Below are 18,671 nucleotides of genomic sequence, written 5' to 3' on the forward strand. Positions count from 1 at the left end.
CCGTATCAATCTATTATTTATCCCTGAATTCCCCTTTTTTAATATTACCTTAATCCAAATGAGATATATTTATTCATAGTGTCCTATAATTACTGTGTAAGTGATTGTGTTGATAATGTTTCTTAATAGTTGATACGCAGTAAAAACAAACACTGAATAGATCTCGTTTTGGGTGATATAAAAAGCAGTCAGATGAGGCCTGAGAGATACTAAGAAAATCAGGAGTTGGGGATGAGTAAATACGCTGTTGAAATCGCCGAGCTTTTTTCCGCCTTGGAAGCAGATCAAATCAACCTGTTTTTACAAAAGATGAGCCTTGATGAAATTAAATTAATCAATGCGAAAGTCCTGCCGCAAATTAATGATCAGAAAAAAAGAGAATACCTGAAACTTGCTCTCAAGGTACAAGAGAAAAAAATCTACAGCATTACGGAACAAGATCAGGCTTTATCTGGTGCTCTGCAAGAAAATGCCAGTGTCACCGAAAAGCTGCAATCACTCTATGAACGTTTTACTGCAAGCATACTGGCTAACTTCAATAATGAAGAATCAATAAAAATATTCCTGCAACGTGCTTCAGATGAAGAACTCTTTGTCATGGCCAGAAACCTGAACAATCGCACTCTGGATGAGGCAAGCCAAAGCCTGTACAGAGCAACGGTATCAGAACAAAGCAAGCGTGCCTTGCAAAAACCGCCAGGTAAAGAACTTGAATCGTATCGGGAATTTTCACAAGCAGTCAAACACAATCTGCAGTGGGAATCCAAAGTATGGCAAAGCCTGGTAAAGCGTATTGATCAAGCGAATAGTCTGGAAGAAATCCAAAGAGCACAGGCAAGCATTCAACCTCCACAACCCGAAATCCCTGCAGTACCGGAAAAAAAAGGATGGTTTGCCCGAGCGATCAGCTTTATTCGCGGTCTTTTTTCTTCTACCCCGAAACCTTTGCAGCAACCTAAGGTAAAGGAAGAGGCCGTATCAGAGGAAAAAAAAGAAGACCGTGAATCGTATAAAGTCGTATTGGATAAAAAGGAAGAAGAATTACTCGAATCTTGCCGTAAAGAAGGTGGGAACAAGATAGCCGATGAAACTGGAATCGCTAAAATTGGTGAAGCGCCTGCACGTAATCGAAAAGGAATCAGCCGATCCATGCAGACGCGTTTCGGCATGGCCTTGGCGCAACAAATGGTTGCTGAAACAGAAAGCAATAATCACGGCAAATTAATGCGCGTGGTCGACTCTCTGATGCATTCTGAGGACGATCCAGAGACGCTAAGAAAAGTTCGTAGCGCCATCAAGGATGTCAACAAAGACACTCCTGGGGATTATCCGCTAAAAGCTACTTCAGATCACATTTTCGCTACTGGCGGCCAGTCTTACCTGGTGACTGCTTTTGAATCCGAGGTGATGAAAAAACTGTCCCAGGCTTCAGACGGGGAAAGTCTTTATGGAATTGATTTAACAGAAGAAGAGCGGCAACAAGTAAAACAATACCACGACAACATGGCAAGAGCACAGGATTTGGGTTATGCCATGCGGGATTTCGTGTGGTCTGGCGGCTATAAAAAAGATGAACATGGTGACTTTGTCAAGATGACAGAGGAAGAAGGGTTCACCGAAAAGCAAATGGAGTTTGAGCAAAAACTGGCTGTTACCAGCAAAAAATTATTACAGCAATGCACGGAATTAAAAGATGGCGAGTCCATTTATCTGGATACTGGTCTTGATGGCCATGCCATGCAACTGGTCATCAAAAAGGTAGGTAATGAATATAAATTATCCACTTATGATTCTTCTGGTGCTCTGGAGGCTTCAGAGGTTTTTTCTAATACCAAAATTTTTGGCTATAGACTTCCAAATCCTCTAAGAATGGTCCAACAGGCGGTATTGGGTGAAAAGGGTATGAGAAGAAATGCCTACACTATTACTGTACCGCAGGAACGATTGGAATCTGATAGAGGGCACGCTTATTTATCGGAACTGATTCGCAGTAATACCCGGGTAGGGTGGGCAGAACAACGAGAGCAGTTGAAGCTCGAACACAGTTCCATGAGTGAACGAAGCGGTATGGGCATATTCCAGCGGTTGAGGGCGTTGGCTAACCGGGTGCGGGTTTACCATCTCTATAAAGAAAAATTTGCTTCTCTCTCTGATTCACCTCCCCAATTCGAAGATGCTTTACAACGACCACAAAACACGAACAACTGCTTCGCCAAAAAAGCGCAGTCTTGTGAACTGTTCGAATTAGGCAAGCCGCTTTATAAGAAAGTAAGGTTAGGTATTTTACAGGAGCAAAGAGCTGGCCTGCTGAGAGATGCTTCTGAAAAAATATCAGAAGAAGGGGACACCAGTTTTCTTCATGCAGACTATCAGAATATGGTCAATGATCTTGAGCCACAATTTCTTTCTCCCGATGAATCGCATGCCTTGTCCAGCCGTTTAACTGAACTGAAAGAGCCGCCTTCTACTGAGTATTACCAACGTTATTTTGAGTCACTGCTAGAAACCAGACAAAGGCTGGAAGAGTCCGATGTGGAAGGCAAGGAAGAAGCCATCAAACGCATAGATGAAAAAATAGGAAGTCATGCTAAAGAACTGTATTCGTTTTATGTTGCTACCGGCAGAACCAAGGACATAGAAGCTGTGTTTAGCGATGAAGTCCGTAATGATAAAGAGGGTAAATTTGACTGGTCCTCTGGAGAACATATCTTCAAAACAGAAGGAATTCCTGAGGTTTTATCAAGGCATGCGGCAGCCCAATCCTGGAAAGCGATCATTCAGTTAGTTGATCATCAGATTAAAAAATTACAAGTAAATGAACGCAGCCTGACTTCTGAAAATGATCGTTTACCGCGGGCAAGCGCCAGAGAGGCCAGGAACAATGTAACACTGGCTGATTTGGAACAGGCCAATATAGTCCGCTTTCATTCAGGCTTTTCCAGAACCGAACACGTTAACATTGAAATAGACATTAATGGCGAACGTAAGGAAATTGACCGGGCTACTTTTTTTGACCTGGTAATCAAAAACGAACAGTCCTTAACCAATCCCAAAGTGATGGGGCTTTTAGATTATCTGAGAAATTCTTCAAGAGAGTCTGAAAAAGAATACAAAGCAAAAGTTTATGCTCACCAACGCCAGGAATTTATCAAAGTTACTGGCGAAAACCTCATGAAAGCGCAGCAAAATCTGGGTGAAACCATTTATAAACTGGAGCAGAAACAGGTTGCCCTGAAAGGAATAGTTAAGGAGCTTGAAGAGGATATCGAGAAAGTTGAAAGAGCCATTGCAGAGGAAAAGGAAAAAATTGGTCTGGGCAAAAATTCTCTGATTTTAAGAAATCTGGAACTGGAATATTCCCTGTTGAGAAAAGATCATGAGCAACTGCAGAAGCTTTTGGGTAAAGTGGATGCTGAAGTCAACAGTTTGAACAACAAGGGTGAAGGCTCACAAGCATTTAAGATACATCAGGCTGAGGAATCCTTATTACGTCTGATGGACGAACATTCTGATTTGCAAACGATGAATGCAATCAGCCAGCAATTTTCAAAAACAGAACAGCAGCTTAAACAGACTGAGGAGAAACTGGCAGACATAGTACATCAACTCGATGAGGTTAATGTCGCCAGTTATCTGGATAAGCGGGCGAAACGTGTTGATGGATACAGGCGAGAGGTCATTAATAATCATCTGAAAACGAACGCTGAGTATAAAATACTGGAAGATCTTGCAGCGGGTAAGATGGGTTCTGATAAACTCAGAAATAAAGATATGTACCAGCAAACTGCCAGTCAACGACTTGAATTTTTTAAGAGAAATGAAAATACCTTTCCTCCAGGGTCTGTATTCCACAAAATACAGGAATTAAATAAAAAACTTAAAGCAAAATCCGAGGAAATAATCGAGCGGAAAGTTATCTTGCAAACTGATGTTCCTGATACAGTAGACGATAATTCTTTGCGAAGTGCGGATAAAGAATACAAAAAAATGAATAGCCTGGGGCAAGTCCTGGGTAAAGAGCCTATGCCTGCAGAAATGAAAGAGGAATGGGTTCGCGGTATGTTTGCCATATGGCTGGAACATGAAAACCCGGAACATTTATATCAATTGCAAGATAATCCGGCTGCCCTGAATAATGCGTTTCATCATTTTATAGAGCAAAAAGCGAATATAAAATATGGAGCACTCAAAGACGCACAATATCCTATAGACCTTGATGAAAGACAAATGCGGGAAATGGGGTGGAAGCCTATAACTGAAGGCGAAATCGCAGCTGTCCGGGAGGGGCGTGTACAGGCAGTAGCCAAAATTCTACAAGGAATTCGGAGGGTTGCTATCCCTAAACCTGAAAGAAGAGTTGTAACTCCAGTCACTGTAACTCAGCTAAAAAGCAATGAATTAAGCTCAGAGCATGATGAACTTCTGGAAGCAAAGGATTTTGTTGCTCCGGATGTGCTGTTTATACCTAAAACAGCAACGCTGGCAGTAGACGGCAGCACATTAAAATTTTTACGGCAAAACCCCAGGCCTTCTCCTCAAGGAGAAAGCATAAGCCAGTGTGATGATTATTTTAAAGAAAGCCTGACTTATTTGCATAAATTAAAGGCACATAATGGCCTGGAAAATAAAGCTCAGCGTATTGAGGAATGGTGCCACTCACTGTCTGCAACTGTTTTTGATTTACCTTATCCACCACCTCCTGAGCTGATAACGGAAGTGGAAAATACCCTCATAGACCCTTACAGAGGGGATGATGGCGAAATTAAAGATTCGTTTCTCAAGCTTGAAAATACGGAGCGCTCGCAGTTATTGAGTTCTTTAATAAAACTGAATTTGTCCAGAATCGCGGTCGATGGGTCTGCAAAAACGCAAGTTAATCCGCAATTTTATTCAATAATTAAACAATGGGAAAAATTGATAATACCCCGTGATGAACTTTTGTCACGAAAAATTGCCCATTTGGCTCCAGGTGGGACCAAACCTGAAGATATTTCTTTATTCAAAGAAGTAGATATTGCCCTGCATGAATCACCCATCAGTCTCGAAGGTTTGTATGAAGGACAAAAAGGCTTGCAAATGGCCTTGTCGGATTATGGCCGGGAAAAAGGGGTGGATCAGCAACTGCGTAAACTCTCGGATCGCCTCGCTATGCGTAATGGTGATGCCTTGTTAGCAGTACAGTTTATGGATTTTTATACCAATAACAGTTTTCTTGCTTCACGTGAGGGCATTAACAGTACTGAAGGGCGTGAACTCTTTTCCAGAGCTTTAACTGATGCTTTTCAACATGCGACCCAGGAAGAACGTGCACAATTGATCGCATTTGTTAAGGACATAGAGTTTCGTATTGATACGAATGAGTGCCAGCTCAAAACACCGTATACTGTATTTCTCGAAGAAAATTTAATTCGCTGTGCAAACATTGATCCTGATCTGGTTCACGGACTGCTTAGTGACAGTGATCCATTGGACGCACCAGAAACAAAAGCCTTTATTACTGCTTTGACGGGCAGTACCAGTGAGGATGGTGCCGATCGCTTATTTGGATTTGCAAAAGAAATCAATCATCTATCGCTTAAAATTGAACATGCTTTAGCTCAGGAACCTGTAGATAATGAGGCTCTGGATAGCCTTTATGCCCAACTTATCTGCTCTAATTTAGCGTATCAATTACTTCTGGATCAGGCCTCCGAAGATATTCTGGAAAGTTTTAATAACAATTTTGAATACGTCCGGGAAATGGTTGGGGTGCAATCTAATATTAACAGCTTGCAAAACAATCTGACTGAGTTCACCAGTAATCTGCATCTGAATCATCGTAGTGAGCAATTTAAGCTCGTATATGATAACTACGTCAACAATAAAAAATTTGATGGTGTAAAAGTCACGTTTGATTTGGCAGCATCTTCAGATATTCCCGGCTTCGTCAACCTGGGCGGCAATAAAAGTCTGGATGCACTCCACGGTGCGCTTTATGTTGGCAACAATAAATTGGGCATTATGCCTGCCTCTTTGCAAGCCCATATTATTTTACAGGAGTTGGGACTCAATAGTCTTCCTTTCAAAGCCCTGTCAGGAAGCTATATTTATTCAGAAGGTAAAGAGGTTAAAGCAGTCATTATTCCTGGGGAGGATGGTAATATCACTGTACAGCGAGAGCTGACTACCCTGGATGGTCAACCTGAGTTATTACAGTATATTCCACCTGATAAAATGGATGTTTTACCGGCATCGTTTAAAAAGCGCTTGCATGCTGAACATTATTTCATGGGTGCTAACGGTGATTTACATGCCTATAGCGCAGACTTCAAGCCTGTAGTTACATTATCACAGAAAGACGGGCTATGGAGTGGTGTGTTACTCGATCATCAAGGGAAAAAAACTGCGGTCAGTCTCGACAATACTGCTTCCTTCCCTATGATGAAGAGCTTGTCTTCAGTATTCCCTCATGATGAAATGGTGCCTGTTGACGCAAAGACGGTTTATATCCCGGCTATTGCCCAATACGTTATCCAGGAATCAGAGGGATATTCGATTACCGATAGCCTTACAGAAGCAAAGTCTAAAAAGCATTTTAAAATAACGCCTCAAGGCAGTGCCAGCACTGAAAAAGAGCTGTCTCCTGCAGAACAAAAAGAAGTCAATATACTGAATGAACAAATAAAACAATGGCGTGCAGAACTGAGCACTACTACAGGGACTGATTTGCTGGCCAGGCAAGCTCAGGGCAAAATGGAACAAAGGATTAAAGATAATGAGGCGAAAATCAGGGCAATAATTGAGCCTGAGTATTTTGTTTTTGTGCCTCAATCGGAGCAAAGTAAAGCACTTGAAGCCGAAGTTTTGCGCTTGCGAAAAGAAATGGATTTGGCATATTTGGATTACAAAGCCGGTGGTAAAGACAGGGAACTGTTAGCTTCAGGCTATGAGCAAAGCAAAGAAGCCTATCTCAAAGGCAAGAAAGCTCTTGAAAAAGCACTGGCAACAGAAAATCACCTGCGTGTGTACAAGGATAATAATGGGGTATTAGAGGCCAAAGATGTTCACAGCATTCTTCATGTGGGCACTGTTCCTGGCAAGACCGAAGTATTGACCCGCTTGTTGGGGGCTCATGTTCCCCAGACTGCCTTAAAGCCTGCTGAATTGGACGAATTAAGAAAGCTCAAAGCCCAATACAAGGAACAATCAGACCTGAGCATGGAAGAACGGGCGGCTTTAATCATGTTGATTGGTACCGAAATTCAACATCATTTATTGGAAAGAAAAGCCAGTGCAACAGGTAAAGCAGAAGGCTGGAACAGTGAAGCCTATAATAATCTTTTAAGCGAATTCACTGACCAGGTAAAACAGGTCAATCAGTTATCCGGAAAGCTCCCCTTGCAGGATTTTGCTGAATTATGGCGTTCAATCAGTTCTGAGTTGGGTACTGATCAGGAAATAAAAAATACCTTTGAACAGTCTGTCCCTACTGTAGTAACGGGTGAGAAAAAGCCGATAAGTCTTTTTGTAAAGCCAACCGACATGCCTGTTGAAACAATAGCAGGCCGGACACTGGTTGAATTTAAACCCTTTGAAAATCCTCATGAGCTCATTGACGAACAACAGAAAGCATTGGAACTCCGCCTTAGAGGATTGGACGAGCATTCTGAGTCAGTGCAGGCTCAGGAAGACGGGTATTATTACGAAAATTATGGCTTGTTTAACGCTAACACTCTTGAAAAATTGTTCAGTGTTAAAAACGAACATGAGGGTATTGGCGGATTAACCAAAGAAAACGTGGCTTCATTATTCTCATTAATGCAGCAGGAGGGATGGGTTAAAGCGGTAGAAGGTATGGATAAATATCAAATTACCAGACACCCGAGTGAATTTTATTCATCGCAAAAAATTGCAGCTCACCTTCATGAAGCCGGTATAGAGCGGGCAAGAATACAGGCTATTTCTGAACGGCTTGAAACCTTCCTGTATCAGACTGCGGTGAGTGGTGGATCTTACTCTGTAGTAGCTGATAACCGGGAAGAGCTCATTCGAAAAGTTACAGCGGAGCAAAATAAGAATAATCTGAGCTACTTACACGCACTGGATAGCATTCAATCCTTACTGGATGAGGCATCCTCTCCCATCAGTATTGCCGAATTGAACTCTGCTTATCTCTTAAATGATTACAGCCGTATCCTTGCTTTGTTTCCTGAAGAACGGCGTGAGAAGGTGGAAATACATCTGAATAATGGAATGACCCGGTTATTGTATTATAAAACCGAGCTGGATCATTTCAATGACATACAAAGCAGCTTTAAAATGGGGCAAGATGCAAAAGCCATAGCAATGCTGCATACGCGCAGAAATTATAATTTAAATAAACTGTTGGACTCTGAATTGGCTCAGGAGTCTAAGTCTGCCCTGGAGACGGAACAGGAACGGCGAATGCAACGGGCTTTTCTTCTGTTTGAATCAGAGTTTGGCCATCGCTGTAATGCCCGTCAGGTGAGTATTTTCCGCGGTTTACTTCTCGATGGTATCGATGATCCTGATAAAATAGATTCAGCACAGGCACGAATGGGCTTTGGAAAAACGTCATTACTGCCTTTAATTGCCTTGTATAAAACGGGGCCTAAATTAGTGCGCTTTGTTGTGCCCAAATCAGCATTGGAAACGAACACTCAGGATATGTCTGCCGCGTTAGGCAATGTATTGGCTGGCCGGGCGGTGAAAGATGATTTTCAACGTTACCGCATAGAAGCTGATCCGGAACCCGGCATGGGGGCGAACAGCCCTCGTCTGAAATCCTTGCAAGACATTAAGGCGGATTTGCAGAAAAGGCTGGCGCTTTATGAACGAGTAAGGGAAAACCGTGAAGTGCTTGTGCAGGCTCCTAATGTCCGCAACTCCATGGAATGTCAGGCTAAAATCTTTCTGGATATGTTGCTTAATGAAACCACAGCCAGCGAGCCCTTGCAGCAAAAAGAACTCATGGAGTGTATCAGGTTACTCAATGAAATCCGTGCAACGGAAACGATTACCGTATTTGACGAATTGGATGCCACCCAAGATACGGCTACCACAGACGTTAATTTTACTTCTGGAGAGAAAAAGTCCCTTGATGCGGCTGAAATTTATCCTCTGGAAGTGATAACTCAAACCGTAAAAGCCACCGAGGATAAAAGTGTGGCCAATTTGGCAAGCGTCTTGTTAAAGCAATTTGACATAGCCGATCCCGATGGTGATATTTTAAAGTACGTGATTTCATTACAGGAAAAGCAACCTGATTCGGTCACGTCTGCAAACCGGACCGAAATTTATTTAATACGCGCTGTGTTGACGGATCCGGTCATGCTGAGTGTCTTTACTGAAAAAGAACCAGGCACAGACTTTGGTGTGTGGTTTGAAAACAAAAGCGATGGCTCCAAATCTTATGATCATGAGGCGTTCAGGAAAAGTAAAGATGAGCCTGGCAAACCTTTATTAATTACTGTTCCTTATGCCGCAGCCAACACGCCAAAACCACAAGGGTCGCGTTTCGATAATCCTGAAGTGACCGCTATTACTACCTTCCTTTATTATCTGGATCCCAGGACGGAACTGGCTGAAATACCGCATCTGGAGTTTTTAATTGATTCCTTTAGAAATGGATTGAGCGAAGCTTCGTTTAAAGGCCCTCAAGCCGATACCATAGATCCTGAATTTAAAGTGGTGTTCGGCGAGCTTAAAGCTTTGGCTGAAATTGAAGATCCCGTCACCCGTGCTCTTGAGCGGGAAAAATATTTTGCGGCTCTTGAGGGGCGGATTAAGTCAGGTGAAATTCCCCCCAATGCCTTTAGGAAAATGTTGGCTCGAACTGCCATTCAGGAACAGATAAAACTGGATCCGGGTAAAGCCAACAGTAATCGTTATGAACAAGGGAATATCAAGGATCAGGTGATAGGTTTTTCCGGAACCGCCGGTGACACCTCATCTCATTTTAGAGAAAACATGCTTGATCCGGCCGCAGACGGTAACATGACCTTAGGGATCATGGGCAGAAATAACTGTCAGGCAACCCTCTCGCTGAATACTACCCGTTTTGTCGAAACAGGTGAGGACTATACAACTGCGTTAATACAACAATTAGCCGATTCCTTTAAACCCACTACCCGGACTCTTATCGATGTGGGCGGTTTGTGTAAGGCCTCTAATCGCACTGTGGCCAAAGAACTGGCCTTGCAATTAAAGAGTAAGGACAGCCCATTAAAAGGGGTTATTTTCTATGATGATGTCACCAATACCAAGAAACTGTTAACCCTTGATGCTAAAAACAAGGAAACTATTGTTGATTTGACGGCTGAAATGGTTGCTGAATCAGACAGGCAGGGCAGTTATTTTACCTATTATGATCAAAGCCATTCACGTGGAGCTGACATCAAGCAAATGGATGGTGCCCATGCGGTGTTAACCTTGAATTTCACCGTAACCAATAATGATTACAAACAAGCCATCATGAGAATGAGGAAAATTATTGATAAATTATTAGGACAGTCTTATTCAACGGCAGTTCCAGAACAGGTGTGGGAAAAAATCATCAGCGATTTGCAATTGGATAAAGAGCACCAACTTACCGGTAATGATATTGCGTTTTGGCTGCGTAAAAATGAACTCGAAAATGATTTAAAAACAGTGTCGCTCTTAACAGCAGAACTGGATGCAGTGATCAAAAATGCCATTTTGCAGCAACAAGGGGAAATAACCCGATTAATGGCAGGTTCTGAGCTGACTGATGAACAGATAAAAGCCTTTACCCAGTGTATTAAAGACTTAAATGATATTATGCCTTTTATTTCAGGCTCCAGTACCGATTTATACACCAAGTACGGCAAAGTATATGGCAATGTGAAAAAAGAAGCGTTTATCAACGATTTGCAAGAGTCATTTGAGAAAAGGTTAAACACGGTTTTTGATGTGGTCGATCGCACACGGGATCAAATGGGTCTGGGTTTTGTAAACGACGAGGACAAAACTCCCTATGTAGAAATGAAAGACCGTATCATCAAAAAGCGTGCGGATAATTTAAGTGAAGAATTTATTATTCCTTCTGCCAGTGGTGCTTTAACTGAAGTACAATCAGAAAGTGAAAGCCAGTCTCAAAGCCAATCACAAAGCCAGAGTCAAAGCCAAAGCCAGACGCAAACGCATTCATTTTCTCAAGTGGCCACGGAAGAAGTGGTTAATGAGAGTAAACTCAGGAAGCATGAGTTGCCGCCCGAACCTGTTGTAATTGATTATCTACTCAGTGATAAGGGCATATCTGCTTTGAGTTCAGCCAGCACGATACCCCATATGGGTAATGTATTTCTTGCAACAGATTCGGTGAGTTGCAGCCCTGTTTATATACACGCTGGAGCAACCGATCCTGAACAAACCATCCCGCCAGTTCATTATTTTCTGGCTCGGGAAGAAGGTAATCCTAAAATCATTTTGATTAATCAGGATGAGGCTAATTTGTTTAAAGGATCGCCTGTCGCTCCGTGGACTTTATATGATCTGAGACATACTCTGGCAGAATCGAATGTATTGGAGCCGCTGACCAAACCGGATATTGCATCCCTCGATTCTGCTGTATTGAAGAAATTGCACTTTGCTGCTTTCAGATATCAGGTGAAAGGAAACACTGTAGAGACGCTGGCGAATTCCCTGCAAGGTATTTGTACTCCTGAGCAGTTGCAACCCACATTAAACATACAATTTGCAACAACCCCCGTTCGTCCTGAAACTCCTCCTGTTTTTAAATTACCCGAGTGGGGATTTTATGGTGAGGCACAACAAGACATTAAGCTGACTATTGCCCAGATACGCCCTAATCCCGGAGATAAAAATGAAAAAAGTGGTGTGGTGATTTCTTTGGGCAAAGACAAGGTTGCTGTAGGAGAGCATGCCAAAGTGTTCGTTTCCTCAAAACTGAACAAGCGCATTATAGATGAAGTGAATCAGCGGAAAAAGGATGAAGTTCCTGATGAGAAAGGCGTTCTTAACAAGGTGGCAAAAGACATCAGGGAAGATTATAAAAAAGCCATGCTGAAAAAAGCAGAATTAAGAGAAGAACAGAGAAAATACAAACAGGGTCGAACAGAAATACATCAAAAATACGGTTCTGAAATAGAGCGTCTGGAGGCAGAAAAAAACAGTGCTATTGAATATGCCAGGATAAGCCTGCGCTCTATCCATAAGAATGAAATGAGACAATTGCTTGATATGAGAGGCGATTGTGAACGCGTGTTTACCAAAAATCTCAATTCCCAGAGCCGTATGAGAATAGGTGGGGACAAGGTACCCTTTGGCACAAAACTCTTTGGTAAATACAACGAAGACATAGATGCCATGGTGGAACATGCCATTAAAGAAATTTATGCAACAGACCAGCGCTTGCAAAATCCACAACCGCCAGAAATGCCCAGAGAGATCTCTGCCCATGCTTTGGATAAAAAATTGGACGGCTACATTCGGATGATTACGGCCGCTTTGGAAGAGCGTTATGAAGAAAATACTCATTATTCACAGCAGAAAGAAACCACTTTGCTGGAAGAAATGCATCTTGCTTCTGCAAAATCCGGCAGTGCTCCTGTTACCATTTGGTCAACTACTTTGGAAGATGCATTAAAATACCAGTTACATGACAAGTATGTTCACTGGAGGAATGATGATGTTAAAGAGTCCGAACGATATAAAATCTGGAATGAATTTACCGCTCGCATGCAAGACGTGATAGAAAAAAACAAAGGTAAAGATATCAAGGAATTTGAACAAACAGTTTTCGATGAAGTGAAGAAATTTGTTCAGGAAAAAGAGCCAAAACCTGAGCAAGCCAACAGGGTGAGCACTGAAATTATGTACATGCTCAGCATGTCATTTAAACCAAGCGCAGACAAAGATAAAAATGTTGAAGCAACTAAAAGTGCTATCAGTAACGTTGTCAGAAAACGCATGATGTATGAGATCAGAAATCCATCTGGCCAACAAGAAGGTTTATACAAACGAATAGCGGAAAACCTGCGTCAAAAAGAAGCTTATGAGGTACATTTGACGGATACTCTCGTGGCTCCTGGAACAGATCCTGTTTCTGTCAGCGACGTATCAGGAGCAGTTCAGTCTGCTTTGAATAGCCAAAATATACGTATTAGTGAGGCGCGAGCAGAATCATTAGGCAAACGTTGTATAAAATATGTTGCCGGACAGAAATGGCTGGAACATACTTTGGATCATTATGAGGCTGTTGCAGGACGTCCAGAACATTTAGGACAAGTAGATGGTTTCGATGCAACCCTCTTTTCGGATGCCAGAAAAGAGTTGCTTAGTCTTGATAAACGAGTCCTGGAAATCCAGCGACAAATTGATGATGCCAAGGCTGCCAGAAAAAATGAACTGGAACAATTGCATGAAAAAAATAAAAAACTTAAGAAGGATGTGGCTGATAATAATGAGCAATTGACTGAACTTCGTGGTGAAATGTCCGCTCTGGCTAAATTATTATCCGGTGTTAAAAAACTTTTTGCCATTTTCAGTACGCAGCAAGTGAAGGTGGAGGAGGGTGATCCTCTGGATTTTCTCGACAGTCATTTTGATTTAGGCCAAATCATCACGGATGAAATCGCAGATTCAGCTGTCCTGACTTTTGAACCACCTGAATTTTATGATTTTGATAAAGACATGGGGGTGCAAGTCACTCGAATGCACGGTCTTGATCAGACGGAGACAGAGGCACAAACCTCTCTGCACCATGCAGTAGCAGTAGTCAAAGACGCGGCTTCAGAAATCAGGGCACGTAGTGCTCATACTGTACTGCAGCATCAAGAGACGCAGAACCTTGATATTGAAGAGCATGAGGAGAGTAGCCTTGACAGACAACCCGTCTCTTCAGGCGATGAGGAGAAAGCCAATGTTCTTTCCACTGAAGATGTGAGAACGTTCCACAGGATGAAAGCTACCTGGACTGAGACCTATAGAGGGGATGATGATCTGGAGAATGATACTGCTCCACGCATATAAAATATAGTGCGTTTATGATCATGTAGGTATATAATTGCTCAAAAAAAAAATTAAAGAGGTTGCGTTAATGTCGAGGGATAAAATAGAAGGTATTGTTAACACTTTTTCACCAGAATTAAAACCTGATTCAATACTTCCATCTCTGCGGTTAAAAAGACGTGAGATTGCTGTCCTGGTTGATGGGCTCGTGCCTACGGCAGATGAACCTGTATGCTATATAAATAACCAAGACAAAGCGATAAAGGTCACTATTCTGCGACTTGATAATGGCAGTTATTTTGCCAAACTGCACCCCGCAGCTTTGGCCGGGGTAGAAGACAAGACCAGTTATATTAAAGAGGCTGTTCAGTTTGCTCTGAAAGAAAAAAATATAGCGCTGAAATTTGAAGACATAGCCATTGGGGGGGTAATAGGGGCTGAGGGAAGAAAAGCAGTTATTTATAACTTGTTTGGCCAACCCCCACGATCCGAGCATGCCTATGCGGTGTTCAAATTGCCGGGAGAGGCTGGGGTGCATATTGAAGATCCGAGAATGGGATTTTTTAATTTTAGTGATAAACTGCAATCAAAACTGGACGATCAAATTTGTTGTTTCGCAGCTACCGCCTTGTTTTATTTTTGTTATAAAGCCTTCAGTGAGCATCAGGAAATACCATGCAGTTCTTCACAGATGTTTGCAACGATTCATGCATGCAGTGCATTGAAACGAAAAATGCTTGAGCTGGAAGAAAAGGTTGGATATTCCGCAGAGACTAAGGAAGAGGTAATGGCTTCTTTCATAAAGGATATGTCAGTTTTTGAAAATCCAATGAATAGGATTCCCGCTGGTTTCAATCCCAGGTAGCACTCAAGCACTAAAAATAATGAAAACCTTGATTTCGTTTCACCCTGAGTGATCCTCTCATAATTTTAACCTGTAAAAAGATGTAAATAAACAGGATGATCATCGCAAGTAGCCCCTCCACCTTCGGGGGAGGGTGCCCGACAGGGTGGGTGGGGGGATCAAAAAGAAAACTCATTTAAGGTAGAACGCTCTAAAACAAGATGGTCTGTTTGATAGAAACTCCTTTTTTGATCCCCCCATCCGCCCTGTCGGGCACCTTCCCCCGGAGAGGGAAGGCGATTCTGCATAGATCTGAGTGGTACTCAATATGAGAGAATCACTCAGCACTTCACCCCATCAAGGTTACACCACCGGCTTAAAAAGCCGGGTTTAATCCATTGGAAGGAGCTGTAGAACTCTCTGGGGCTTTAGGACGATTGAAAGCAAATAACCCCATACTGGAAACCAGAGCACCCACACCAACGCCTGCCAGGATTAATCCTGGAATATTTAAAGTAGCAGCATTAAGAACAGTGAATGCTACTGCAACGGCGCCAACCCCAAGAGCACCGATAAAACCATTTAACAGGTGCAATGAATATCGCTTTTAGTAAAAGTTAACATGTTTGTCACTTGATTTATTTTAAGTCTCTATGATCAAATCTGGCGCATTGTATCATTGATTGCAACTTAATCAACTGGACTAAAAGACAGGGTTGTTCATTTTGGGGTAATTCTCCTGTTGTTTCATTAATATGCTAAAATTATATACAGATATGGCATCACTCTATTTAAAAGGATTTCCTGATGAAAACAGTCATTCTATCTCTTATATGTTTCTTGTCCTTTTCGCTACACGCTGCCTGCAAATGCAATTGTGATCCGGCTGACTTCAGTATCTGCGCAGGCCAGAATGATCTGGACAGACCCTGTCCGGTTTTGTGTAGTTCCTCCTCATCATCCCCCGGCCTTGCTCCGATGATTACTGCCTGTCCGATAGGAAAAATCACCATGCCCAACACAGGGGTTACCCGCACGGTTAATACGTGCACCGAATAGGCATTACGGTTTGTAGCCCGGTCTGCTTGCAGCCGGGATCGAAGTGGCAATGAACTCATTCCCGTATTACGGCTAATACGGGCGAAATCTGACTCTTGATTACATATTAGTCTACGGCTTGTGGCTTGTCCTATTGATATCCACACCAATGCTATGCTCAGGCTCTGTGCCTCAACAAAAATTCCGCTCCTTAACAGTCGCGGCTCGGTTTTCTGGTGCACGATAAAGTAAATAGGAACGCACGAAAACCGAGCCGCGACCGTGAGGAAGCGGAACAGTTATATTGGCGCGTACTTTATTTCGTGCACCTATACATAGAGCTACACCTCATTCAGGCTTATAATATTTTTGATAAATGGAAACATAAGTGCCGTCTTTTTGCAGGCTGAGAATGGCTTTGCTGATTTCATTGATTAAGGACGTTTTGTCTGGAAGGGCGATTATGCCGTAGCCCTCGCCTAAAGGCATGTCTTTTCCTACGAATTTGATATTGTATAAATCATTAGTCTTCAAACGATAGGCAACCACATTATTAAGTACTATGACATCAATTTTCTTTTGTGCCAAATCCGTCAAGAGCTCCGAGTCCGATTTATAAGCAATGATTTGATTTTGGTTATGGAAAGGGGACCGCAGCAATAAATTATAAAAAGTAGTTTTCACCACCCCGATTTTTTTATTTTTTATATCTGCCAAATCATCAATAGGGCTGTTTTGCAAGGCGACAAATTGTATTTTACTGACTGCATAAGGAATACTCATGGCATATTGCTTCAGATCTTCAGGGCTATAAGGGCTAACCAAAACCAGTAAATCAATATCACCATTATTCAATGATTCAAATTGATCGTTAAGCGTGATCTGCTTATAAACACATTGTTGATCAATACGGGCGCATATATTGTCCATAAGGTCGATACAGAAACCAAAATAATAGGGTCCATGTTCCGATGCTACTTTTTCCACAATGGGCGCTCCTGAAACACCAACCCCCACCTTTAAGGTAGCACCAAAAGAAACAGTGACAAGTCCTATCATGAAGATGACTATCAATAAACGGATTGCCGAAATTTGAGTTAATTTCATAGTATCTTTTTGTATTTTCTTTAAAATTTAGGAAGTAAATCCAGTTTTGTCAACGTAGGCCGGTTATTTGAATCCAGGTAGAGCCAAAGATTCGCCACTATTATTGTTCCTTTCGCTATATGCTTGTATAAGTCCTTGCAACGCATAATCCGGGATGAGGACGTCATCCAACGTTTTTCCATAAGGGATTTTCTTTTGGAAAAATAAAATTTTCGGTTTTTTAAGCAGTTCTTCTATATTCTCCTTTTCATAGGTTTTATTGTCGAGAGTGCATAAAACGGGATGTTGCATTGTTTTCCCGCTGAGGGGACACGCCATCGCTTTCGGTTCTTCATCGTTTGAGAAATCCGTGCGATTTTGATGCACTTGTTTTATGAACTGATTAAGCGCTTTGTTTGGAATCAGAACATCATCTGCAGTTTTCCCCTGGGGAATTTTTACTCGTGACATGGGAGAGGTTTGCTTCTCTTCAAGCCAACTTTTTATAGCAGTTTTCTCATAACTACGGCCATCAAGGGTGCACAAAACCGGGTGTTTCATTATTTCAGAAGTAATAGGGCACTCCATATCTTTAAACATCCATTCTGGGTCAAATGTTTGTGTTGAATCTTCTGAGCTTGTATCGGTGCTTGTTAATGAATCTCCCACTCTGGATTTTAATTCGGCATTGATTCTCTTCACTGTCTTATCAAATTCAGAAGTCTGAAATCCCTGCTCTTGTATTTTAAGTGTTCTGAGTGAGTGATTTTTTCTTAAGGCAGCCAATAATAGTTTAAGTTCTTTTTCTGTAAACTTGTTATACGACAGATCAATTTTTTCAATGGTTTGATTCATGCTGATAAACTTACAGAGACCATGAATTTCCAAATTCAGATGATTATGTTGAAGATCCAGCGATTTAAGCCGCTTATTTTTATTGAGCGCATTGAAAACAGGACCCCAGTCTTTATTGATATCAGGAAGTACAGATCCTCCGTCCGCATAACCTAGACCGAGCTGTATTATTTTGTTATTACTTTTTAGAATGCTGGCTAAAATATCAAAGTTTACCTTATCAAAATGGTTATAACTTAAATCTACTTTTTTCAGACTGCTATTGTTTTTTATACCAGTCAGCACGTGTTTCATTTGTTTGGTTGTCAGACTATTGAATGCGATATCCAATTCTGTAATTTTCGAGTGAGCAGTTAAAAAATCACGCAGCAAGTGGCCTGATTTTGAATTGTATTCTATATATGTGAGCCTTAGTGACAGATATTTTAATTCGGACTGTTCATGAAGAGCGCTTATTATTTGAGGAAAAATGGCATTGCCTAGATCGATGTCTGATAAATTTAACCGCAGCAGATTAGGGCGAACCCTCAGATATCTGGCTAAAGCTTTAAGACCAAGACGTTCAATATGAAGTCCGGGAATACTTAAAATAGTGTAAGCATCAAAGGCATCACTTCTACTAAGTACAAATTCAGATTCACTGAGTTTTTTGAAGCAGTGAACAGCATATAAAAAAAGTCCAATTTCGTTTTTTTCGGGCATAATAACATCTCTTTGGGGTATTTCGTTGTTCCCTTATTGTATTTGGGAACTTGATTCTCTCTTATTGACCCAAATTAAGTTAGCGTATGTTATACGGGTATATGCATCTCAAAAAGTAGAATTATCCGTGTAAAGCCACGATGTTCCAATTACA

The 18,671-nt window shown here is 41.8% G+C and carries 5 protein-coding genes; 2 read left to right on the plus strand and 3 right to left on the minus strand.

Annotation, left to right across the window (positions count from 1 at the left end; all coding sequences use genetic code 11):
• The first annotated feature begins 231 nt into the window (after window positions 1–231).
• Window positions 232–14,013, plus strand: coding sequence for a hypothetical protein (locus B094_RS0102045; protein ID WP_018576126.1), 13,782 nt, complete (start codon window positions 232–234; stop codon window positions 14,011–14,013).
• Between the two features lie 67 nt (window positions 14,014–14,080).
• Window positions 14,081–14,857 carry a hypothetical protein gene (locus B094_RS0102050; RefSeq protein ID WP_018576127.1) on the plus strand — a complete coding sequence of 259 codons (777 nt, stop codon included), beginning with the start codon at window positions 14,081–14,083 and terminating at the stop codon, window positions 14,855–14,857.
• A 355-nt stretch (window positions 14,858–15,212) separates the two neighbouring features.
• Here the strand turns inward: B094_RS0102050 and B094_RS0102055 are convergent, their stop codons facing one another.
• The 3 genes from B094_RS0102055 to B094_RS0102070 all read right to left on the minus strand — a co-directional run bounded on the left by B094_RS0102055 (window position 15,213) and on the right by B094_RS0102070 (window position 18,517).
• Complete coding sequence (locus B094_RS0102055) at window positions 15,213–15,431, minus strand: hypothetical protein (RefSeq protein WP_018576128.1); 219 nt, start codon at window positions 15,429–15,431, stop codon at window positions 15,213–15,215.
• A gap of 791 nt (window positions 15,432–16,222) precedes the next feature.
• Entirely contained in the window at window positions 16,223–16,981 is a 759-nt protein-coding gene (locus tag B094_RS15530) for a transporter substrate-binding domain-containing protein (protein WP_018576130.1), read from the minus strand.
• A gap of 63 nt (window positions 16,982–17,044) precedes the next feature.
• On the minus strand, window positions 17,045–18,517 hold the full coding sequence (locus tag B094_RS0102070) for a U-box domain-containing protein (RefSeq protein ID WP_018576131.1): 1,473 nt from the start codon (window positions 18,515–18,517) through the stop codon (window positions 17,045–17,047).
• Between the last annotated feature and the right edge of the window lie 154 nt (window positions 18,518–18,671).

The sequence above is a fragment of the Legionella shakespearei DSM 23087 genome (genome assembly GCF_000373765.1).
Classification (GTDB): Bacteria; Pseudomonadota; Gammaproteobacteria; order Legionellales; family Legionellaceae; genus Legionella; species Legionella shakespearei.

Excerpts from the sequence above, each read along its gene's own strand:
- B094_RS0102050 (WP_018576127.1), top strand. The coding sequence starts at position 14,081 with ATGTCGAGGGATAAAATAGAAGGTATTGTTAACACTTTTTCACCAGAA.
- B094_RS0102070 (WP_018576131.1), bottom strand. The coding sequence starts at position 18,517 with ATGCCCGAAAAAAACGAAATTGGACTTTTTTTATATGCTGTTCACTGC.
- B094_RS15530 (WP_018576130.1), bottom strand. The coding sequence starts at position 16,981 with ATGAAATTAACTCAAATTTCGGCAATCCGTTTATTGATAGTCATCTTC.
- B094_RS0102045 (WP_018576126.1), top strand. The coding sequence starts at position 232 with ATGAGTAAATACGCTGTTGAAATCGCCGAGCTTTTTTCCGCCTTGGAA.